Source organism: Thermoanaerobacter sp. RKWS2 (assembly GCF_026240795.1).
In the GTDB taxonomy this organism is placed as follows: Bacteria; Bacillota; Thermoanaerobacteria; order Thermoanaerobacterales; family Thermoanaerobacteraceae; genus Thermoanaerobacter; species Thermoanaerobacter ethanolicus.
Genome location: NZ_CP110888.1, coordinates 1,416,544 through 1,438,818, shown reverse-complemented (window position 1 = coordinate 1,438,818; position 22,275 = coordinate 1,416,544). Strand labels below are relative to the sequence as shown.

Genomic DNA, 22,275 nt, shown 5'->3' with positions numbered 1-22,275 from the left:
AAGAAAGGGGATATTAAAATGTTAGACTATAAAAAAGTAGAAAAAGAATTGTTAAAAAGAGCAGGATACAGGGAGAAAAACTTACTCACTGCAAGTAATTCCAAGGAAATCACCAAAATACAGGAAGGATTGTATGAATTTAGAAAAATATTTTTCGCCTACAACATGTTTGGTTACGAAGATTATACTATAGTTGGATAAACAAGAAAAATAAAAAAGGAGTGATTCTTTATGTCTGACTGGTGCTGCACAGAAGTTATTTTCGAAGGTAAAAATACAAAAAAACTTTACAAAGACTGGGAAAATGCATTAAAAAAGAACCCTGAAGACAGAGACTACCCCTGGCTTGGCTTTCTGTTTGAAACCTGGAAAGATAAAGAAGAAATAGATGTATATATCAACAAAATTTTTGTTGATGACTATGAGTTTGATAAAGAAAAAAACATACTAACTTTTAGAATAAATGAACCTTACGAACCACACTTTGATGTATATGATTTAATAAGTCAAAAGTACAAATTAAAATACTATTTACTTGCCACAGAACCAGCGAATAGAGTTTTCATTAATACGGACAAAGAGAAAAAATATTTTTCAGAAACTTATTATTTTGAACTTTGGTTTTCTGATGAAGAAATAGAAACTAAACTTTTTGAAAAATTAAAAAAACTGAACGAGATAAGATATATTGAAGATTTTGAGACTATAAAAGAACTTTTAGAAGAATACGGAGTAGAAGCAGAAGATGATATGTTTAAATTATGTGAATATATTGATGAAAATTATCCAGACGTAATAGTAGTTTTTGACGTGTACACAGAACATTATAAGATTATTGTATAAGTCCAGCTCCTAATGAAAGTTGCATTATGTTTGTATAAAAGGGGGAAAAGTATGAGAATAAAAATAGGAATTGAAGTTGAATGTATTTTAAAAGGAGAAAGGGCTAAAGAACTTGCAGGCATAATAGAAAACATTTTTAGAACTGAACGTACAATCTCAAATGCTGACGAATATGTTCCTTACATGTTGCCATTGAAGATAATGAAAACCCTGGAAAATGATATTATCTTTGTAGATGATTTTGAATATATAGAAGATGCAAAAGTTCTTTATGTTAAATTTATTGATACAGATAAAGTACCAAAATTAAGTTTTTATTTAGAATTAGCAAAGACCTATGATTTAAAATTATATCTATCTGCTGTTTCGGAAGATGATAAAATATTTTTTAACACTGACGAAGAAGGAGAATACTTTCCAGAAAAATATTACTTTAACATTTACCTCGGTTCTATCTCTTATTCTACAGAACTAATAAAAAAATTAGAAGAAATACTAAAAGAACATGGCTTTTACTACACTGATTTAAAACCATTTCAAGAAAAACTCAAAGAGTATAATATAAAAACAGAAAAGGATATATATTTGCTCAAAAGCTATCTCAAAAACACATATCCTAGTATCACAATGTATTTTGGACGTTTTATAAATCCACTATCAAAAAAATAGAGGGCTTTGAGCCCTCTATTTTTTTGTTTTAAAATCTAAAAATCAACATAGTGTAAAATTATCGTAGGATTTTTAGATGATAAAAAAACAAGAGACAACCCCTGTGATAAAATAGATTGTGGAAAACCAAAAAAACATGAAAGGGGTGTCTCTTGTGAAAAAAATTAAGTTTGAAGATATTATACTACAAAATGCATGTAATTACATCAATAATGTGATAGAAATTTTTAAAAAGTTATTAGAAGAAGGGATGGATATAACAGAACTTTCATTAAAAGTTAGAGAAATGGTAGACAAATTAGGTATAGAAACAATGGTAGCAATTATAGAAGAATTAGATAAGATAATAAAAGAAGACAAGAGAAGGAAAGAGAAATGGGTAGTAGAAAGGGAAGATGAAAAGACTTTAATAACGACAGTAGGAGAAATAAAATATAAAAGGACATATTACAAATCAAAAGAAGATGGGAGATACACCTACTTAACAGATGACGCATTAGGGATAGGTAGGCATGAGAGGATAGAAGAAGGAGTAAAAGTAAAGATAGTAGAAAAAGCGACAGAAGAATCCTATGAAAAAAGCAGTAAAGAAGCAAGCCCAGTAGAATTAAGTAGACAGACAGTATTAAATGCAATAAGAGAGATAGGAGAAGTAGAAATAAAAAAAGAAGTAGAAGAAAAGAAAGAAATAAAAGTATTATACATAGAAGCAGATGAAGACCACGTATCCTTACAAGACGGGGGAAAAGAAATGCCACGACTTGTATACATACATGAAGGCAAAGAGACAAAGAACGGTAGGTCTGAGCTAAAGAATGTCCATTACAAAGCATATGTAGGACAAAAGCCAGAAGACATATGGATAGACGTAGCAAATTACATAAATGACAATTACAAAGAAGAAAAAATAGAGAAGATATACATAGCAGGTGATGGAGCAAGATGGATAAAAGAAGGGATAGAGTGGATACCAAAATCAAGATTTGTATTAGACAGGTATCATTTAAACAAATACATACTCATGGCAACATCGAAAGAGCCAAGATATAGAGATAGGATATGGAGAGCAATAAATGAAGGGAATGAAAAAGAATTAAAAGAAGCATTTAATGAACTATCAAAAATAGCACAAACAGAGCAAGAGAAGAAGAAAATAAGGGAAGTAAAGAAATACATATTAAACAACTGGGAAGGGATAAAAATATACAAAGAAGATGAGGATGCAATAGGGTGCAGTGCAGAAGGGCATATAAGCCATGTATTTTCAGACAGGTTAAGCAGGAACCCATTAGGATGGAGTAGAGAAGGATTAAAGCTAATGGCGAAATTAAGAGTATTTAAGAAAAATGGAGGCAATTTAAGAGAAGTAGAATGGCGTAAAAAGCGCAAAAACAACAATGAAGGTTATAAATTAACAAAGAAGCAAATAAAAGAGGCAGTAAAGAGAGCTAAAACGTATACAAAAGAACAAATAAACAATATTACAGTATTAAACATGGGCAAAGTAACACCAATATATAGAATTTTAAAAGCAATAAAATATGAAAGAGTGATATAAAAAACACATAATAATGGAAACCTTGATTTAAGCAATTTCAGGGGTTGTCTTTAAAAAAATATCCTACAGTATCTTGACACTATCAAAATCAACAAAGCATTGTCTTTTATAAAAAAGAGAGGTATAATATACATAGATTTTAAAACACTTATGTGTTAATTTTTTTACCCGGCATCTGCCGGAATGCGATTAAGTGCTCTGTATCAAAAAAATACAGAGAAAATTAAACTACACAGAAAATCTAAAATACCTAAGGGAAAACAGCAGATAATATCTGCTGTTTTTCATTTTCTAAAGCGGTCAAAGGCGGGAATATAATAAATCCCGCCTTTTTAATTTAAAAAAATAAAAGGAGGGTTTTTTTATGAGAGCAAGTTTGGAATACCTCTTTGGATGGGGCTACAGAGATATCGAAAAATTAGAAGAACTTTTAGAAGCAGCAGAAAAATTTAACATTTATCCAGACGAAATTTTAGAAGATATAAGAGAAATAGAAAATGATCCAACAGACATAAACTCATGGATATATTCAACAATGTCACTTTTGTTTTACAAAATAATGGACAAAGTAGAAAAAGCAACATATGACAAAAATATCATAAAAAAGGTAGAAAAAATAAGAGAAGAATTTTCTCCATATGTGAATGCTATGGACAGCTGGTTCAACAACTTTTTAGATGAAATCAATCTACAGAACACTAAGGATGTAATAATCGAAGAAGTTATAAACGCACTAAAAGAAATGTAAAAGGGGGAATTAAAAATGAAAACATTAAAAATTAATTGTTCCGGAGAAAAGCACACAATAAAAATAACCCCCAAAGGTAAACTGATATTTTTAAATCACACCATAAAAGAACTAAAAAACGAGGGGATACTTGAAGAAATCTCTGGAGAAAAAAGCCCAAACAACTGCTATAGGTTCTGGAAGTTTTGGAAAAACTGGAATGTAGAAAACTTATTAAATGAATTTTACAGTCAGGAGTTAATAAAAATAATTGACAATATAGAAATGATAAAAGTAAAAAGATACATAAAGGAAGGAAAAGATAAATAAAAACAGCAAATCCATCTTTCTATTAATAGCAGGGAATTACCCCCTGCTATTTCATTTAAAAATATGCTAAAATAAAAGGGAGAGAAAAGCAGTGAAGAAAATATATTTAGATACAAGTGTCATAAGTTTCCTAGAAGCTCATGATGCACCAGATAAAATGGAAATAACACGAAAGGGGAATCCAATTGAAAGAACCTAAAACTATGAGAGAACTGCATAGAATAAGAGCAGAACATTATAAAAAAACAAAAAATATGTCTTTTGATAAATTCATTGTGGACATCAGGAAGGATGCACAAAAAGCTCTTATAACCATTCGAGAAATGAGAAAGAAAAATCATCTAAAGAGCAAATAAGAGAAAATTGTCAGGCAAAAGAGGACAAAGACGTTAATATTAGAAAGGAGGGAAGAGCGTATTCCTCTCCGTCTTAAAGAAGATGGAGTCTCCTGTGCTCAACAGCGATGAATAACTTGCTAAAAAATAAAGTAAAGGAAATTATTGACAGTCTTCAAGAAGAGGAACTTGCAGAGGTTATTAATTTCATAGAGTATTTAAAGTTCAGAGAAGAAAAAGAAGAAGAGGAAATCCTCAGCGACGTTGAATTAATAGAATCAATAAAAAGAGGCCTTAAAGATATAGAAAACGGTGATATATACGACTTTGAGGATGTGTTCAAAAATGTATAAAATTAAACTTGCCAAAGAGGCTGTTAAATTTGTAGAAAAATGTGACAGCAGCACAAAAGAAAAAATTAAAGAGGCGATAGAGAGAATTGCACAATCTCCCTATATTGGTAAGAATATCAAGAAACTCAAGGGGAAGTTTCCACCTCTTTACAGATACAGAGTGGGGAACATAAGAATTATTTACCAAGTCCAGGAAAAAGAATTTGTTTTCATTGTCACCATTGGATACCGTAAAGATGTATATAAAAAATTATAAATTTGCTTAAAAATAGGTGCCAAAGTCAAAGGCAGGAGGCAGTTATAAACTCCCGCCTTTTTCTTTTTTTTAAATCAAAAACAAAAAGGGGGAAGTAAGGATGTCCAAAGTACATGACATTGTGCTGGAGAAAATACTCCGGCAGATGGAAAAGGGGAAATCCCGTGGATAAAAGGGTGGGGAAGTAATCCACCAATAAATTATGTTACTAGAAAACCATACACAGGGATAAATATACTGCTGCTGTCAAAAGGAGGAGAATATCTCACCTTCAGACAGATACAGCAGCTTGGGGGTAGAATCAAAAAGGGAGCAAAAGCTGAAATAGTAGTATTTTTCAAACCCTACACTAAAATAGTTGAAGAAAAAGATCCAGAAACGGGTGAAGTTGTAGAAAAAGAAAAAGAATCACTTGTTTTGAGGTATTATCATGTATTTCACATAAGCGATACAGAAGGAATTCCTTCCAAACTGAAAAAGATAGAACACAATCCTATAGAAAAAGCTGAAAAAATCATAGCAGGATACAAAGATGCTCCCAAAATAATCCATGATGACCCAAATAAAGCATACTACAGCGCAGTAAAAGACCTAATCAATATACCAGCTAAAGACCTTTTCTATGATATACACGAATACTACTCTACGCTGTTTCATGAAATTATTCACTCCACCGGTCATCCGAAGCGTCTGGGTAGGTTCAAGGAAAATGAGAGACATATATTTGGCTCAGAAACCTACTCATTAGAAGAATTAGTTGCAGAAATAGGTGCAGCAATGCTCTGCGAACATACAGGGATTGCTGAGAAAACAATAAAAAACAGCACGGCATATATACAAACATGGCTTAAGCGCTTACAAGATAACAAAAACTGGATTTTTATTGCAGCAGGCGGAGCGCAAAAAGCAGTAGATTATGTTCTGGGAATTAAATTGGAAAAAGAATCGGAAAAAGAAAAGGATCTACTGTGCGTTTAACAAAAAGAAAAAAGGAGAGATAGCATGGGCAGGTTAAAATTCAAAAGAAGGTATGCTAGAACTTTATGGGGTGATAAAGCCCCGGCATATTACGTTATGGACGGAAATACGGCAATAGGCATTATATATTCATGGAAGTCTTTTTACATCAAAAAAATCTAGGATGCTTATTTAAAAATGTTCAACAAAAGAGGAGAAATCAACTATGTTGTATATCTGAGAAGGTTTGGAAAATTTTTCGAATCTTCTACATTAAATGATGTAAAACAATGGTTTGAAGAAAACTGGGATAGTAAAAACTTCCAATTTTTAAACGAAAAAGAAATAGAAAAAAGACTTATAAGTTTTCCAACAGTCCCAAGTATAAGTTTTTCAAAACAAACTTAAGTGGTTACAGTTTTCACAATATATCGGCTTTCATCTCTCTAATAAATTGGAGGAGATTCCTGCCTGTGTATCCTAAAACAGTCTTTGTAGTTAAAATAAAAGTGTGTGGCAGTAGGTATGATTGTGTAAGAGAGGCTTTTTGCCTCTCTTTTTAAACTTTAAAGGAGGGGAAAATAATGTACATTGAATTATTGGGAACTGAATATGCTGTTATCATAAAAAAGCACGCTTTAAAAAGAATAAATCAGAGGAATATTTTGCCTGATTTGATATTAACCAATTTAAAAAATGCCGAAGAGATTCTTGGAGACTTGAAAAATGGAGATAAATTCATTATTATTGACAGTTTTGGTAAAATAACAATCGTTGGAAAAATGTATTATCAAATGATAGAAATTATAACAGTAGTAGACAAAGGAGAAGATTTCTTTGCCAAATATGCTTCTGACAAAGTAATATTAATAAAATAAGTTAAAAATATTGATTTTTTGTTCAGTTCGGAGTATAATAAAAGTACAAAGGGAAAAATGAATATTAGAGGGTATGTACGGGTTAGGTTTGGAAGAGTACATACCCTCTATTTGTTTTTTTGAGGGGTCTCTTCCTCAAAAAAATAAGAAAGGAGAATGTAAGATGAGACTTATATTAGACTCCAGTGTAAAAGAATTTTTAAAAACAAATAACATAATTACAAAAGAAGATTTAGTTAAAAAAATGCATGAAGAATTTCCAGTCTACCCTGAAAAGTATACAATTGTTTTTAGTGAAATTACAAAAAACAATAAAACTTTTGAAGTGATTTATGCAACAAATGATGATAAAGAGACTATAGACTGCATAAGTGTATCAGAAAAAACAAATGAAACTATGACTATAAGAGAATACCATGAAAAGATGAAGAAAGAAAAAACAGCAACAAGATAAGTGCAGCTCTCTACTGGCTGCACTTTGTTTATATTTTTGTAAGTCTATTATTTTTTGTTCCATAACTCAAAAACTAGCAATATATTGTCTCTTATAAAAAAAAGAGGTATAATGTATATAGGTTTTAAAACACCTATGTGTTAATTTTTTTATCTGGTACGGACCAGAATACAAACAAATACTCTGTACAAAGGTACAGAGAAAAGGTAAGCCGCGGGAAAATCAAAAACACTCAGAAAACAGCAGATATTGTCTGCTGTTTTTTTTATTTTCAAAACTAAAAAGGAGGGAAAAGTATGAAAGTTTACAAAGGCAGGAGAGGTTATGACGGTATAGAAGTAACAGTTTTTGACACAGACACAAACGAAGAAACACCACTAAACCACATAATAAAGCACAGCCCTACCGGATTCGAGTGGGGCTACGGTGGAAGCGGCCCAGCAGACCTTGCCTTGTCAATTTTAACTGATGCTGCAGGATACAAAACAGCACAGAACTTCTACCAGAACTTTAAGTGGGAATTCGTAGCAAACTTTCCTTATAAAGAATGGCAGCTCACAGAGGAAGAAATAAGAAAATTTTTAAAAGAAAAAGGGGCACTTTAATAGTGCTCCTTTTTGACAAAAAAGAAAGGGGGAATTTCAAATGAGCTATACCATTTTTTATGACAGAAGATTTATAAAAATCCCGGACCATGGTTATATCCCAATGGTCCAAATGGGAGACAGCAATGTTTTCGAAATTTCTGGATACAGAGGAAGAGAAATCCCAGAAAAAACATGGTTTGTTTTAAACACACTCACAACAAAACAAATAATTTTCTCTGAAAGCGAAATAATGCAAATGGCATCACACTTAGAAGAAGATGTAGAACATGGGAACATTGCAAAAACAAGGTACACATTCTTTAAACCGGGAGAAATAACAAAATGGTTTAAAAGTGGAATCAAAAATGCAAGAACTTTGGAAGAATACATCTCCTGGGGGAATACACTAACCTTAGAAGTATATATCGAAGAAAAACGCCACCTGTTTTATCCAACCACCACAGAGGAACTTCTCAATGAAATCTTAATGTATCAACTTGCAAATCAAAAAATAAATCTCTATTTTGAAGAACGCCAATTTAAAGTCCCAAGACGTCCTCAAAAGAAGGAACATAAATCCTCAGAAGAATTTCCCTATGTGATTGAAACAAATGAGGGTTATTTATATAAAATGGGCAAAAGACGAATATACAGCACTTATTACCCGAGCGATGCAAGAAAATTTAAAACAGCAAAAGAAGCTAAAAAATATATAGAGAAATACGGAAAAACCAATAAGTGGAGAGTTGTTTATATCCCGCCCAAAACCAGACAATTAACTATTTTAGAAAATTCTTTGATAAACCCCTTAGAATATAAAATTGACGTCATTAAACTTTCAACAGAGTATATAGCTTATGTCCCCGACCTCCCTTCTTGCATGTCAAAAGGAACAACTTACGAAGAAGCTTTAGAAAATGTACAAAACGCTATAAAACGATGGATTGAAAAAGCATTGGAAAAAGGCAAACCAATTCCTTTGCCAGGGCAAAGGCAATGGAATTATAGATAGACAAAAAAGGATTCCCATTTGGGAATCCTTTTTTTGCTAATAGAAAAATTAAACGAAAGGAGAGAATTTTATGTACAAAAGAATATTATTCCTAATTGTGCTTATCACTTTCATTGTCACAAACACATTTGTTTCTGCAGAAGTCAAAGAAGAACAAATAATCAGCAGAGGTATAGTTGATTCGCCGTCAGACCCCAAATTTGCGAACAACATAAAAAACGCAGTTAAAGCCCTGGAGTATTTAAACGGCAAGGTAGTAAAACCCGGCGAAATATTTTCCTTCAACAAAACAGTGGGCAAAAGGACGATAGAAAGAGGTTTTGTAGAAGGTTTATCAGGTTCAGGCGGCTACTATTATCCCGACGTAGGCGGTGGAGTTTGTCAAGCAGCTACAGCATTATACAGAGCAGCACTTAATTAAGATTAGATGATGCACAAAAAGGGAAATAGTTATTGACCCATATAGTATCTTCAAAACCAAAGGCATCGATGATTACCTGCTAACGCAGAGAAAAGTTACTAACCCATATAGTATCTTCAAAACGAGCTATGAAAAAATTTTAATTCTAAATGTTGCACATAATGGTTATTAACCCATATAGTAACTGCGAAACCTGCGTAAGATGTAACACAGGTGGTTATGCAGTAGAAATTGTCAACCTAGATTATGGAGACGAAACAAATCAAGAACAAATGCTTGTAAAAACAAATTTATCTAAAAAAGAAGTAAGTGATATTGTAGAAAAAATAATAGAAGAATCAAAAAAGCTGTGGAATGAAGAAGATGAACAATATTCTGATTTTTCCCTCTCTGAAATAGTTGTGAAAAAGTTAAAAGAAACTTTTGGAAAAGAAAATGTTCTACAATTTGAATATCTGAAGTTTTATTGGTAAATTAAATAAACAAATTAGAACAGGCAGGAACTGCTCCTGCCTGTTATGTTTTCAGAAAAAGGAGGAAGAGAGATGTATTATTTTACTTTCTGTAAAGATGAAATACACAAAATAAGTTTTGATGGACAGAAAATAATCCTACACAACCACACAGAAGAGGAAGCAGAAAATGAATATGTATTATCAAAACTGATAAATGCAGAACCTGAAGCAGAATGTTTTAAGATTTATAAAGCTTTGAAAGAAAAAAATATGGAAAAGATCCCGCCATTTTTGCGGGATTTAATGAAAAACAAAAAGAAAGGAGAAGAAAGTGTATGACCGTAGACAGAGAATATATAAACAAAGTCAAGAGTTTTATCCAGTTCCCTCAAAAATACACCGTTTTTATACCAGAACTTTACGCAAAAAATGATATCTTTGAAATAGTCGACCAAAATGCAGAACTGTATGGCTGCATTCCGGATTATGATACTTATTATAAAATGAAAAATGAACTGACAAAAGCAGCACTAGGAACATACTACGAGCCCAGAATTCAGCCTGCGAATTATAGATTCAGCATGATATACATCGAAGAGGATATTTCTCCCTCAGCATTAGAGTTTATTTCCAAACGTCTCGTTTCTGGAGGTCTGCTTATATACAAAACAGAACCATATTATTTATTCACCAATGCTGATGTACTAAGCACTTACTACAGCAAAATAAACATCTATAAAATTAACATATATAAAATACTAATTTTGGGAGAAAAGAAGAAATACTACACAGAAACAAAAAAAGAAACGGAAAGATTAAAAGATATGTACTACAATGAAAGTATCATTCCTGAACTAACATTCTCACCAGAGCCTATCTATACTGTACCACCTGCAGACTCTCCCAAACAATTTGTAGGTAAACCTGACATTAAGGAGATAGAAAAACATATAGCAGAATCAAATCTTTATGAAAAAATAAAAGAACAAACAAGGGTAAATCTACTTAAAAATCCAATCATGCCTCTGCACTTGTCACATTTAGGGTTATTACTTACAACAGGCTTCTTGGATGGGGAACTGGAAGGACACATAGTAAAAGGAACCGTTGTAAAAACAAAAACAAGGGATGTAGAATACAAAAAAGAAAAGGGGAAAATTACAAGGGAAAAAGAGCAAGTAAAAGTTGTGATAAAAATACTAACAAAAGAGGGAGAAATAATAGAAATATAGAAGGAAAAGGGGGAATAATTAATGAAACTGGTTACCTTTTATGCTACCGGGTTAAAATGGCAAGCCAAAAAAGTTTACACAGATTTTTATCTTTGCTCAAATGATAGTACCGTTCCGACAGTAGAAATGATAAGTTTTACAGGATTTAGAGAACACGTTGAAGAGTTTAAAAGGCTTATTATAGAAAATAATACAGCAAGCATTTATACATCCTGGGGGCGTACCAAAAAAGTAAAATTCAGAGGAGATTACAGATTTGTAACAGAAACCTTTGGTGATTACGACCATGCGATTGCCGTGGGAGAAAGAATAAACCATTTAAACGCAAAATATCCTATAGTAATGATTTCTGCTTCTGAGTCCCCTCCACAGAAAATATTTAAAATACTAAAAAATAAATTTACAATACCCCTTTCTGAAAGATGGACAAATACATTGTTTAACGAACTATTAAAAGAAAATAAGATTATAGAGCTGCAGGCATATTTTTCTGAGGAAAGCCCATTGAGAGGTACAACATTTTATGAAATACGTTTAACAGAAGAAGAACTTACGAAAATAGTTACTCAAAAGGTAAAGAACGGAACCTTCTTTATCAAAGGAGATTTAACTTTCGACCCACACAACATAAACTTGACTGAATATGTAAAAAAACATGCTCATGTTTTTGTAGAAAAACTTGAACAAACAATAAGACCGCTGCACAACCCTCTTACAGACAAAGTACACCCTCTTGCAAATAGTCTAAAACGTAAAGCTTTTGAAGCGCAGGCGCATGTCATAACAGCAGTTGCAAAAGCTCTAAAAAGAAAAAACAGTGTAATTATAGTTGGAGAAATGGGTTCAGGGAAAACATTCATGTCAGCTGCTGTACCATATGTGCATTCAGAAGGAAAACCATACAGGGCGCTCATTATGTGCCCTGCTCATTTAATTGAAAAATGGGAAAGGGAAATAAAAAATACCGTACCAGATGCAAAAGTATATATACTCAACAGCTGGAAAGATGTACTCAAATTGAAAATGGGTACTCCAAGAGAGGGTTATGAATACTATGTAATTTCAAAAGACAAAGCAAAACTGCACTACAATGAAAAACCAGCAGTCGTTGAACAAAAGCATCTAAAAAGGCTTATCTGTCCGGTCTGCGGCAGTATTATAATGACAAAAGAAAACAAACCTGCTGATAACAGCTACTTCGAAACACACACACTTGCAAACCATAAGTGCAGGGTTTGCAAAACAAAGCTTTGGCAAGCAGACAATCAAAAGTTCAGAAGATATGCTGTATCCGAGTACATTAAAAGACACCTAAAAAGATACTTTGACTACTTTATAGCAGACGAAGTCCACGAGCTAAAAGGTGGGGATACAGCACAGGGAAACACTTTTGGAATACTGAGTTCTTCTGCCAAAAAAACCATAGTGCTAACCGGCACACTGCTAGGTGGATACGCATCAGACATATTCTACATTCTATACAGGCTGGCTCCAGAAGAAATGAAAAAAGCAGGATTCAAATATCAAGACGAATTAAAGTTCACAGAAAAGTATGGAGCTGTAGAAACAATAATAACAGAACCGGACGGCGAATCAGGACAGCATAACAAAAGTTCAAAAGGATGGAAAAAGAATACAAGGAAAAGAAAACTCCCTGTAATATCACCCCAAATATTTGCTGATTTCCTGCTGGACAAAACAGTCTTTATACAGCTTGCTGATTTAAAGCAGGAACTGCCGGAATACAAAGAGTATGTGGATATAATAAAACCAGACCCTGAACTAAAAGCAGCATATAACAAGCTTGCTGATGAACTAAAGTCCGTGCTAAATCCATATGATGGAATGCGCAACCTTGCAACATACCTAATGACACTATTAAGATATCCAGACCATCCTTTTAGTAATGAACCAATTGATACACTGTCCCATCAAATAATACCAACAAAGCTCCCTGACAGATACATTTATGCAAAAGAACAAAAACTTTTAAACTATGTACTATCAGAAACGCAGCGGAATAGAAGGGTATTTATATATGTACACTTTACAGGCAAAAAAGACATAACATGGCGCTTAGAGATGCTGCTTAATAAAGTTGGGATAAAAACAACAGTACTAAAAGCTGCAGTCCCTCCAGAAAAGAGAGAACAGTGGCTTGCTCAAAAAGTAAAAGAGGGATATAAGTGCATAATTTCAAACTTTGACCTTGTTAAAACAGGGCTTGACCTCTATGATTTTCCAACACTAATCTTTTACGAAACAGGATACAGCACATACACATTAAGGCAAGCTGCCAAAAGGTCCTGGAGAATAGGGCAAACAAAGCCTGTTAAGGTAATATTCATGGTATATAAAAACACTCTGCAGTACGATGCTCTAGCTCTGATGGGCAACAAATTAGAAAGTGCAATGAACATCGAGGGACAGTTTTCAGAAGACGGACTGAGAGCACTAGCAGATTCTGATAATATTCTAATAGAACTTGCCAAAAGTGTAACAGCAGAACTCAAATCCGAAATATCTTTAGAAAACATTTGGGAACAAATAGACAGTACTTCTGAAATTTCTGTTGAGGAAACAATTAAAACAGCAGATCAATACATCAAGCCGGTTAGCACAATTTTAACTCCACTGTATTTTAAAACAGTAAAGATAAAGGACAAAAAGAACAAATCAGAAATACAGCAGTTGGCTATAGACTTCGAGACACTGGTTTAACGTAGAAGGTGTTGTGGTTTCCCCGCACCTTCTTTTTTATTTTTAAAGCCTATTGTCATTTGTCAAAAAAGTGGTACAATAATACTGAAGCAAGGGTATCTTTACCTTTAATATTTTCTTTCAACAGGCTCCACAGGTCTGTAAAATCTTCTTAAAAAAGCAACAAAAACTGCTTCTTCGTATTAAATGCGAAACACAAAAAATTCTATATACCAAACCATATCTTTATTTTGTTTTACAAAAAAACAAAAAAAAATAAAGTTGGGGAAAAACAGGGATATACACCCTGTTTTTTTTCTTTTATTAATAAACAAAAGGCAGAAGTTTTCTTCCCTTATACTTTTAAACATTTTAAAAGAAAGGAGAAATGTGTATGGCATCAAAAAGAAATATAACAAAAGCTAAAAGAGCCATCAGAGAGTATTTACTTCAAAACAAAGACACAAAATATTTCATGCTTTTTACTCTTTCATCAGTTGCTGATAACGCAGTAGGAAAAGAATTATTCACATCTCTGTACGATTATGAAGATCTTGTCCCTGGCCGTGTAACGTGGATAGATGCAGAAGAGCTTGATGAAAAAACATTGGCCAGAGGATTAGACGGACGCTTTTTGGCAGTAGAAAACCCTTATTATGTCAACAAATAAAAGAAAGGATGATACTATGCGTTTAACAAAAAAAGAAAAGGAAATTATTTCTACCCTTATAAAAACAGAAATAGAGACACTAACAAATTTTATTAATAAAGAACAAAGTTCCACAATGAAATTTAATTCGACTCAAAAATATGTTCAAAATTTAGAGAATATACTAAAAAAAATAAATTCTTAAATAAAAGGGGGAAACAAATATGGAAAAACAAATTAATTTTCAAAAAGAAGTGTGGGAAGGCTGGACAGCAGCAGACTTCATAGCTGAACTGGACCCTCTTCTCAGTATAATCATGTCAGGAAAAGGAGTAATCCCACCAATAAAAACAAAACAAGAGCTTAAAAAATGGTGCAAAGAGAATCAACCTTACTATAAAAAAGAAATTCCTGAGGTTGTAGAATATTTTTCACAAAAATACAATATAAAAAATTAACAAAAAAAGGGGGAAATCACGATGTACAAGGTAAATATTTACATGCCCGTTGAAACCGAAAAAGAAGAAGCTTTTAATAACATAGACGAAATAAAAAAATCTTTCGATATAGTAGAAAAAATAACAGATAACCTATACAGAAATTTTACAGGCGAACTTATAGAAGTAGAAGAAGAATAAAAAGAAAAAGCACGTCTCTTGATAGGGACGTGCTTTTAAAGTTTTAAAAATAAAAAGAAAAGGATGAGTGCAAAATGGAAAGAGAAATTCACAAATATTTCATAAAAAGATTAAAAGAAGAAGGAATCCATATTTTACCGGGACATTACCCTAAGCTTAAAACAAAAGAAGAAGTTGATAAATGGATTTATATTATCAAAAAATCATTTGAAGACTTTTTTAAAGAAAAAAACGAAGAGGAAAAATAAATTTGACTATAATAAACAAAAATCTCAAACAAAATTTCTTGAAAAAACAAACATTTCTAAAAGAAAAAAATGATAAATATTTACCGCAACAAAGAGGTGTAAGCAGCCCTGCACCTATTTTTTTTGTACATTAAAACTATTGCTATCTATCAAAAAAGTGGTACAATAATAATAAAGCAAGGGCTTTGTCCCCTAAGATTTTTAAACAGACTGCATTGTCTGTAAAAATTTTTCTTAAAGAAACAGTAATAACTGTTTCTTTATATTAAACGTGGTAAAAAGGCAGGTTAAAAACAAAATTTTTAACCTGCCTTTTTTATTTTTTAAAGCGGGGTGATCTCTTATGCTAAAGGAGACACTAATATTCATGCTTAAAGAAGGACTAACGGACACAGAACTTGACAACGGCACAATAATCGAAGATGTCCATCTTGTATACGACCCAGCCAGAAACCAAAGTTTTATTGTTGCTACAGTAAACGGTCATAAAATGCAGTATCCATTAAAGAAAAATTTCAATAGTGTCCGTTAAAAGAGAAAAAAGGGCATACCAGATGGTATGCCCTTCAAATATAAAAAAACAATTATTAAAGGAGGAGTTTTAAATGTACAAAGAAATGTTAGCAGATTTAACATCAAAAATCAGCAGTTCTGACAATCTGTATAAAAACGAAGATATAGAAATTATCGAACAATATCCCAACAAATGCGCAGTATACATAGAAAAGGTCACTGCAATGGAATCGGCAATCAATACAGCAAGATTTAGAATGGAACCGGAAGAATACCGAGAATACATTATGGAGTTAGATCGCTCCAGAAAAATCATACATGACGCTTTAATATCCGACACAAAATTATTAAACAAAATATGTCAAATTTATGGCTACCCAGAAATATTTACCGGAAACATCAATGACAGAAACGAAATTGCAGAATTCGCAAAAAAGATAGTTGATGAATTTTTTGAAAAACGTCAAAAGGCTGTCTAAAAGCAGCCTTTAAAAATTTAAAAAAGGGGGAAACACAGATGAATGCAAAAAAACAGGCTGTAGCAATAGCTGTGCAGGCAGGAATACCTGTACTGCTGTGGGGATCACCTGGAACAGGGAAAACCTCATTTGTCAATTCGCTGGGAAAACAGCTGGGCCTTCCGGTAGAAGTTGTTATAGCTTCCATAAGGGAACCCAGCGACTTTTCAGGACTGCCTGTACTGGTAAACGGAGAAGTTAAAATGGCTCCACCAGCCTGGGCCAAAAGACTTGTAGAAGCAGAAAGAGGCATTTTATTTTTAGACGAAATCTCAACAGCTCCACCGGCTGTACAGGCAGCTTTATTAAGAGTTGTTCTTGACAGAGTAGTTGGGGAGTTGGAACTTCCTCAAGGGATATCAATTATAGCTGCAGCAAATCCCCCTGAGGAAGCAGCAGGCGGCTGGGATTTGTCAGCCCCTCTGGCAAACCGATTCTGCCACATCTACTGGGACCTATCCCCAAATGAATGGATAGAAGGGTTTGCCACAGGATTCAAAGAAGAAAAAATCCCTCTACTGCCCGGCAGCTGGAAAGAAAAAGCTGCCAAAACAAAATCATTAATAACAGCATTTATACATGCACGTCCCCAGCTGCTGCTTCAGATGCCGAAGGAGGAAAGCCAGGTAGGGAAAGCTTGGCCGTCTCCAAGAAGCTGGGAAATTGCAGCATATTTATACGCTGCAGCAGAAGCCTCAGGAGCTTCTGAAGATGTAAAAACACTGCTTGTATCTGGCAGCGTTGGAGAAGGCCCGGCAATAGAGTTCATTACATGGGTTAAAGATTTAGACTTACCAGACCCAGAAGATGTACTGGCCCACCCTGAAAAATTTGTCTTACCACAGCGCGGAGATAAGGCATATGCAGTACTGTCAGCTGTGGCCCATGCTGTAGTAGAAAACTCAACAGAACAAAGATGGCTCGCAGCATGGGAAATACTACACGCTGCAGTGAATCAAGGCGGAGAAGATATAGCTGCAGCAGTAGTTCGAACCCTTATTCAGGCCAGAAAACCAAATTACAAGCTGCCCACCGAAAAAATACGAGCATTCATTCCTCTGCTTACTGCTGCAGGAATAAAAATATGAAAGATGCAGGCAGATTTTTTCTGCCTGTATAATTTTTTTAAACAGAAAGGAGGAAATAACAGTGCTGCCAGAAAAAATACAAGCAGCCAGATTCAGGTTAATTAATGAAAGGCCGTACATTGCCACTGCGTTATTATCTCTTCAAACAATTAAAGATGAAGGCCTTTCGACGATGGGAGTAGACAAAAAGTGGAGATTATATTACGATCCAAAAGTTACAGATGAGTGGTCAGTAGATGAAATAGAAGGCGCATTATACCACGAGGTTTTACACATGCTCCGGGAACATTATAACAGACTTTTAAATTATCCTCATCGAATAGCAAATATAGCAGCTGATGCGGAAATAAACGACGACATATTAAAAGAAGGTTTTAAACTGCCGGGTAAACCAGTTACACCAGAATCCATTAATATGCAGCCCGGACTGCTTGCTGAAAAATATGCAGAAGAACTACTAAAAAGAGCAGAGGATGAAATAAAAAATATTATCTATGTTTGACATTAGTGATCTAGAGAATAATTCTGAATCTGGTTCTTCCTGCAGTTCAACAGACAGCTATAAACCACAGCCAGGCAGCGGCATATGTGGTTCCATAGCAACGGGGACATATGAGACATGGGAAATACAGGATACACAGGATACAGGCAGTGTTTCAGAAGCCACCGGGCTTTCAGAAACAGAATTAGAAATACTGAGAAGGAACATTGCACAGGAAATAAAAAACTACGAGCAAATTCATGGACGAGGCAGTATACCTCAATACCTATCACGCTGGGCAGAAGAAAAACTTTCTCCTAAAATAGATTGGAGAAAAGAAATAGCTTCTGTAGTGCGAAATGCTGTTGCAAATACTGCAGGAATGGTAGACTACAGCTACCAACGCCCTTCAAGAAGGCAGAATATAATTTCTGATATTATACTGCCCTCTATGAGGCAGCCTCTACCAACCATTGCAGTAGTTATAGACACATCTGGCAGTATATCAGATGAAATGCTAAGCCAGGCAGTTGCTGAAGTGGAAGGAATATTGAAAGCGCTGGGATTTCGAGATAGAATATGGTATATTGCATGTGACTATGACGTACACATTACAAAACAAATAAGTTCTATAAAAGAAATAAAATTGGAGGGTGGCGGCGGTACAGACATGGGAAAGGGAATAAAAGCAGCAGCATTTTTAAAACCCCGCCCCAATATATGCATAGTTTTAACAGACGGTTATACCCCATGGCCGGACAAACCGCCTTCTAGGATGAAAATAATTGTAGGATTAATTAACAACAACGAAACCCTTCCTGAAGTTCCAGGCTGGGCAAAAAAAGTATTAATTAAAATGTAAAAAATATAGCAAGGGGCATTGTGCCCCTTTTTTAATTTTGTAAAGAGGAGGGTAACAAAATGGAAAATAAAGAAATAATTGTCCAATGGAAAGTAAAATATGGAAACAAGTTTTATCATATAGGAATAACGAAAAAGGGGAAGCTTACAGTGTTAAGTGCTGATAAAAAAGATAAAGAAGCTTGCAGCGAATTTTTTGAGGTATACAGAAACTATTTTAAAACACATAAGACTCCTCAAAAATGGAGCAGAATATTTAAACATTCATATATTAGAGAACAATTGTCAAAACAAAGTGAAAGGTCATGGAAATATATTACACTTGAAAAAATCAAAAATACTGCAAAAACAGATTTTAAAAATCGAATAATAAATAAAATATGGAATTTAGATTGCGATACTTATATAAGACAGTGGATAGAAAAACAAATAGCAAAATATGATGTAATAAAAATACTTCCATATACTTCAATTGATATTTCAGAAAATAAATCAGACATAAAAGTATATACTACAAATTTTCTTTTTAAAACAATAATGATGAACATAAGCTTAACCATAAATTACAATTGGTACATTGCTTATAAAAAAGGTTTTGCATTTTTAAATAACTATTTAATTCTAGAAATCATTAAAAAACTGGATAATGACAAATACAAAGTAAAAGCAGCAAAAATCCATTTTGCATACAATAAAGGGATAATAATAGAAAAAGAAATACTTATAGTAGAAAAAAGGGAAGGAAAATGGAGTTTTGAAATTGAAAGTGAAAATAAAAGCAGCGAAAAAGATCTAATTTTAGAAACATCTTTAAAATGCAGAGGTCAAATACACAGAATAGGAATAAATAGACAAGGTAAAATAGTATTTTTCGATCATTCAAAAGAAGAAATAAAAACAATAAAAATTCTCGAAGCAATTTCGGGTGTACCAGATAATACATGCAGCTGTTATAATTTTCTTAAGGATTACATTCTTGCTGTTAAAACACACAACAAAAAAACTGAATATTTTTCAAAAAGGACACAGGTTTACAAAGATATTTTTGAAAGTGAATATTTTAAAAAGCAGATAATCAAAAACTTTATAAGAGAACATAATGCATATGAAATAAAAAAAGCATCTAATTTTAAAATACAAGCAGCAGATAAAACTCACGAAGAAATATATAAAAGTCTTCATGATTTTCTAAAACATAATGATGCTGAACCACATAACGTAATAATGGAAATAGCAAACATAGATGTACCGGAAAGCATTTATTATGTCACCGATATTTCGAACACTGACACAAATAAGTATATAAAAATCATAGTGCATCCAAGCTTAATTAGCAACAACAAAAAATATTTTTTAAAGATTTGCTACTCTTACAAATGGCATATTATTTACAAAAAATTTTACAGTATTTTAAAAGAGTTTTTTATTACAGATATAGAAAATAAAATAGATAGAAACACTTATATTATCAAAGGACTATATGCAGGGGAAAACAAGGAATTAATTGAAGCAAAAGCAGAAGCAAAAAACACAGAAAACGGGTGGCAGCTTCGAATATTATAAAAAAAGACTTGTCATTCTCAGAAAAAGTGATACAATATGTATGAACACTGAAAGCAGTTCACCTGCTTTAAAAAAGTAAAACAACATGTCACAATCAGACATGTAATTTTTCATACAACCTTTTTACGAATTAAAAAGGTATAAAAAGAAAAAAACGGCCTTGTGCCGTTTTTTATTTTTAAAGACAGAAAAGGAGACCTTGTTTTTAAACATCAGGTCTCCATTTTTATTTTTAAAAAAATAAAAGGAGGAGAAAAAAATGAAAACAAACACTAATCCTGTTCAAAAGAGATGGGGAGAGATTTTAGAGAGAAGAATTCTAGAGTCAGGCATCGAATATTACAAATGCAAACACAATGAAGGATATGTAATTGACATACAAAAATTCCCGGAAGGGAAAGGACAGTTTCTCACTTTAGAAGGCAAATACATTATTCCCAGTAGCGATTGGAAGCAGATTATAAAGCTGAATCCGAACTTTGCACCAGTTGTTTACAATACTCAAAAAGCTGTTAAAAGATTATTTAAAAATTTTGATAATTTCATAAACAGATTTTCATAAAAACACAAACTAAAAAAGAGGTGTGTATATGCAAACAATCAGATGCCCTTCTTGCGGCAGTAAAAATACCAAAATAATACAAGTCTCTGGACAGCCTGTTTTTTACTGCAACAGCTGTCAAATTTCTTTAACAAGCAAAGAATTGTATTTGCAGTTTAAGAAGACAAAAATAAGAAGCAAACTAGAAAGTAAGGTTTATTACGCTTTACAAAGGGCAGCAGTTAGAAACTGACTGTCCTTTTGTTTATAAAAAATTTTTAAAGGAGGAAATCAAAAATGATAAAGGGATTATCAGAAATAAGAAAACTACCAAGAATTGGCAAAATACATTTAGGAGTAAAAAACACAAGTAATAAAAACGGAGGTATTTACCCAACTCAAACGGATTATTTTGTAGTTGAAGACAAAAACACACCTAGAGAAATAGTGGAAAAAATAAAAAAAATATATGGAGAACGCCCTCAGCATTTAAATATTTACTTCTTTTCCGACAATACGGAGGATATTTTCCCGCAATATTTAAAGAGATATTCAAAAGGACAATTGCTTTGTAAAGGAAACGGTGAAACAGCTCAATCAATAGATCCAAAAACAAACGAGGCAAAAGAAATACCGTGTTTGTATAAAAACTGTTCATACTATCAGCAAAAATTATGCAGAACAATTGGACATTTAAAATTCTGTATACGAGAAATACCCGGAGGATTTTTTCAAATAGACACAAGTTCGAAAAACTCAATAATTCAAATAAACACCGCAATTGATATGATAAAACAACAAAATAACGGGCGCATAGCAAATATACCGTTAAAATTAACACTTGTACCAATCCAGGTACAAGTAAGAAACGAAAATGCAATTTTCAAAAAAACAACATATATTTTGAACATTTATCAAGATTTAAATAATCTAAACGCAAACAAAGAAAATATGAATGCTGCAATACCTTCATCAAATAATAATATTATATTTAATGAAGACGATAAAGAAGTCCCAGAGGATTTGTTTCCTTTGGAATTACCGGAAGAAAACATAGAAGCGAATAAAGAAGAAAATGATATAGAAATTCCCGAAGGATTTGATATAGCAGAGGACGAAGAAGATCCATTCGCTGAAGACTCTAACCAGAAATCTCCCAAAGAAATGCTAGTGTTAGATAAATTTACTAAAGTACAAATTAAATATAAAGACTATGTTATGGCTATTTTTTTAGATAGTCAAAATAAACAACATAACTTCATAATAACAAACAAGGATATATACGTTGATCTGAACACAGCTAAAAAATCAGGTCAAAATCCTGTAATATACGACTACCAGACAGAAGACTTTGAAGGATATGAAGTTCTCATGGAATATAAAAAGTTGGTGTAAGGCAGAGCATACT

At 33.0% G+C, this 22,275-nt stretch carries 32 protein-coding genes and 2 pseudogenes; all 34 read left to right on the top strand.

Annotation, left to right across the window (positions count from 1 at the left end):
* Positions 1-18: 18 nt before the first annotated feature.
* Positions 19-201, top strand: coding sequence for a hypothetical protein (locus OEI98_RS07530; RefSeq protein WP_266036785.1), 183 nt, complete (start codon positions 19-21; stop codon positions 199-201).
* A 30-nt stretch (positions 202-231) separates the two neighbouring features.
* Positions 232-843: a hypothetical protein gene (locus OEI98_RS07525; protein WP_074592459.1), complete on the top strand. Its 612-nt coding sequence runs from the start codon at positions 232-234 to the stop codon at positions 841-843.
* A 51-nt stretch (positions 844-894) separates the two neighbouring features.
* Entirely contained in the window at positions 895-1,512 is a 618-nt protein-coding gene (locus OEI98_RS07520) for a hypothetical protein (RefSeq protein ID WP_266036780.1), read from the top strand.
* Positions 1,513-1,648: 136 nt separating this feature from the next.
* Entirely contained in the window at positions 1,649-3,070 is a 1,422-nt protein-coding gene (locus OEI98_RS07515) for an ISLre2-like element ISTet1 family transposase (protein ID WP_003869387.1), read from the top strand.
* Between the two features lie 364 nt (positions 3,071-3,434).
* Positions 3,435-3,818: a hypothetical protein gene (locus OEI98_RS07510; protein WP_266036778.1), complete on the top strand. Its 384-nt coding sequence runs from the start codon at positions 3,435-3,437 to the stop codon at positions 3,816-3,818.
* A 15-nt stretch (positions 3,819-3,833) separates the two neighbouring features.
* The gene (locus OEI98_RS07505; protein WP_266036777.1) at positions 3,834-4,127 is read left to right on the top strand and encodes a hypothetical protein; all 294 of its coding nucleotides are present in this window, start codon (positions 3,834-3,836) and stop codon (positions 4,125-4,127) included.
* A gap of 185 nt (positions 4,128-4,312) precedes the next feature.
* The gene (locus tag OEI98_RS07500) at positions 4,313-4,483 is read left to right on the top strand and encodes a hypothetical protein (protein WP_167353647.1); all 171 of its coding nucleotides are present in this window, start codon (positions 4,313-4,315) and stop codon (positions 4,481-4,483) included.
* A 107-nt stretch (positions 4,484-4,590) separates the two neighbouring features.
* Positions 4,591-4,815 (top strand): hypothetical protein, encoded by a 225-nt coding sequence (locus OEI98_RS07495; protein WP_074592772.1) that lies wholly within the window; start codon positions 4,591-4,593, stop codon positions 4,813-4,815.
* Positions 4,808-5,071 (top strand): type II toxin-antitoxin system RelE family toxin, encoded by a 264-nt coding sequence (locus OEI98_RS07490; protein WP_074592771.1) that lies wholly within the window; start codon positions 4,808-4,810, stop codon positions 5,069-5,071. Before OEI98_RS07495 ends, OEI98_RS07490 begins: the two co-directional genes overlap by 8 nt.
* Before the next feature lie 159 nt (positions 5,072-5,230).
* Positions 5,231-5,449, top strand: a pseudogene (locus tag OEI98_RS15295) (ArdC-like ssDNA-binding domain-containing protein); the annotation flags it as partial.
* A 39-nt stretch (positions 5,450-5,488) separates the two neighbouring features.
* Entirely contained in the window at positions 5,489-6,049 is a 561-nt protein-coding gene (locus OEI98_RS07485; RefSeq protein WP_416237333.1) for a zincin-like metallopeptidase domain-containing protein, read from the top strand.
* Between the two features lie 177 nt (positions 6,050-6,226).
* Positions 6,227-6,436 (top strand): hypothetical protein, encoded by a 210-nt coding sequence (locus OEI98_RS07480; protein WP_266036769.1) that lies wholly within the window; start codon positions 6,227-6,229, stop codon positions 6,434-6,436.
* A gap of 176 nt (positions 6,437-6,612) precedes the next feature.
* The gene (locus OEI98_RS07475; RefSeq protein WP_074593004.1) at positions 6,613-6,906 is read left to right on the top strand and encodes a hypothetical protein; all 294 of its coding nucleotides are present in this window, start codon (positions 6,613-6,615) and stop codon (positions 6,904-6,906) included.
* A 163-nt stretch (positions 6,907-7,069) separates the two neighbouring features.
* On the top strand, positions 7,070-7,360 hold the full coding sequence (locus tag OEI98_RS07470; protein ID WP_266036763.1) for a hypothetical protein: 291 nt from the start codon (positions 7,070-7,072) through the stop codon (positions 7,358-7,360).
* A gap of 296 nt (positions 7,361-7,656) precedes the next feature.
* On the top strand, positions 7,657-7,965 hold the full coding sequence (locus OEI98_RS07465) for a DUF6166 domain-containing protein (protein ID WP_266036760.1): 309 nt from the start codon (positions 7,657-7,659) through the stop codon (positions 7,963-7,965).
* A gap of 40 nt (positions 7,966-8,005) precedes the next feature.
* Positions 8,006-8,959 (top strand): type II toxin-antitoxin system HicB family antitoxin, encoded by a 954-nt coding sequence (locus OEI98_RS07460; protein WP_266036748.1) that lies wholly within the window; start codon positions 8,006-8,008, stop codon positions 8,957-8,959.
* Between the two features lie 70 nt (positions 8,960-9,029).
* Entirely contained in the window at positions 9,030-9,380 is a 351-nt protein-coding gene (locus tag OEI98_RS07455; RefSeq protein WP_266036746.1) for a VanW family protein, read from the top strand.
* A 161-nt stretch (positions 9,381-9,541) separates the two neighbouring features.
* Complete coding sequence (locus tag OEI98_RS07450; protein ID WP_266036742.1) at positions 9,542-9,853, top strand: hypothetical protein; 312 nt, start codon at positions 9,542-9,544, stop codon at positions 9,851-9,853.
* Between the two features lie 72 nt (positions 9,854-9,925).
* A complete protein-coding gene (locus tag OEI98_RS07445) occupies positions 9,926-10,174 on the top strand; it encodes a hypothetical protein (protein WP_266036740.1) in 249 nt (82 codons plus the stop codon).
* Positions 10,171-11,067 carry a hypothetical protein gene (locus tag OEI98_RS07440; protein WP_266036738.1) on the top strand — a complete coding sequence of 299 codons (897 nt, stop codon included), beginning with the start codon at positions 10,171-10,173 and terminating at the stop codon, positions 11,065-11,067. The genes OEI98_RS07445 and OEI98_RS07440 overlap by 4 nt, the downstream gene beginning before the upstream one ends.
* Before the next feature lie 21 nt (positions 11,068-11,088).
* Positions 11,089-13,788 (top strand): DEAD/DEAH box helicase, encoded by a 2,700-nt coding sequence (locus OEI98_RS07435; protein ID WP_266036736.1) that lies wholly within the window; start codon positions 11,089-11,091, stop codon positions 13,786-13,788.
* Between the two features lie 373 nt (positions 13,789-14,161).
* Positions 14,162-14,437, top strand: a complete 276-nt coding sequence (locus OEI98_RS07430) for a hypothetical protein (protein ID WP_266036734.1) — start codon at positions 14,162-14,164, stop codon at positions 14,435-14,437.
* A gap of 203 nt (positions 14,438-14,640) precedes the next feature.
* A complete protein-coding gene (locus tag OEI98_RS07425; RefSeq protein WP_266036732.1) occupies positions 14,641-14,874 on the top strand; it encodes a hypothetical protein in 234 nt (77 codons plus the stop codon).
* Between the two features lie 21 nt (positions 14,875-14,895).
* Positions 14,896-15,054: a hypothetical protein gene (locus tag OEI98_RS07420; protein ID WP_266036730.1), complete on the top strand. Its 159-nt coding sequence runs from the start codon at positions 14,896-14,898 to the stop codon at positions 15,052-15,054.
* A gap of 74 nt (positions 15,055-15,128) precedes the next feature.
* A complete protein-coding gene (locus OEI98_RS07415; protein WP_266036728.1) occupies positions 15,129-15,302 on the top strand; it encodes a hypothetical protein in 174 nt (57 codons plus the stop codon).
* A 343-nt stretch (positions 15,303-15,645) separates the two neighbouring features.
* Positions 15,646-15,834: a hypothetical protein gene (locus tag OEI98_RS07410; RefSeq protein ID WP_266036726.1), complete on the top strand. Its 189-nt coding sequence runs from the start codon at positions 15,646-15,648 to the stop codon at positions 15,832-15,834.
* A gap of 73 nt (positions 15,835-15,907) precedes the next feature.
* Positions 15,908-16,294, top strand: coding sequence for a DUF3232 domain-containing protein (locus tag OEI98_RS07405; RefSeq protein ID WP_266036724.1), 387 nt, complete (start codon positions 15,908-15,910; stop codon positions 16,292-16,294).
* 11 nt (positions 16,295-16,305) lie between these two features.
* Positions 16,306-17,421: pseudogene (locus tag OEI98_RS07400) on the top strand (AAA family ATPase); the annotation flags it as partial.
* A gap of 61 nt (positions 17,422-17,482) precedes the next feature.
* Positions 17,483-17,923: a DUF2201 family putative metallopeptidase gene (locus OEI98_RS07395; protein ID WP_266036722.1), complete on the top strand. Its 441-nt coding sequence runs from the start codon at positions 17,483-17,485 to the stop codon at positions 17,921-17,923.
* Positions 17,916-18,764: a VWA-like domain-containing protein gene (locus OEI98_RS07390; RefSeq protein WP_266036719.1), complete on the top strand. Its 849-nt coding sequence runs from the start codon at positions 17,916-17,918 to the stop codon at positions 18,762-18,764. The genes OEI98_RS07395 and OEI98_RS07390 overlap by 8 nt, the downstream gene beginning before the upstream one ends.
* A gap of 59 nt (positions 18,765-18,823) precedes the next feature.
* Entirely contained in the window at positions 18,824-20,326 is a 1,503-nt protein-coding gene (locus tag OEI98_RS07385) for a hypothetical protein (protein ID WP_266036717.1), read from the top strand.
* Between the two features lie 259 nt (positions 20,327-20,585).
* Positions 20,586-20,888 (top strand): hypothetical protein, encoded by a 303-nt coding sequence (locus OEI98_RS07380; RefSeq protein WP_266036715.1) that lies wholly within the window; start codon positions 20,586-20,588, stop codon positions 20,886-20,888.
* Between the two features lie 28 nt (positions 20,889-20,916).
* Complete coding sequence (locus OEI98_RS07375) at positions 20,917-21,120, top strand: hypothetical protein (RefSeq protein WP_266036713.1); 204 nt, start codon at positions 20,917-20,919, stop codon at positions 21,118-21,120.
* Between the two features lie 44 nt (positions 21,121-21,164).
* Positions 21,165-22,262 (top strand): hypothetical protein, encoded by a 1,098-nt coding sequence (locus OEI98_RS07370; protein WP_266036711.1) that lies wholly within the window; start codon positions 21,165-21,167, stop codon positions 22,260-22,262.
* Positions 22,263-22,275: the final 13 nt, after the last annotated feature.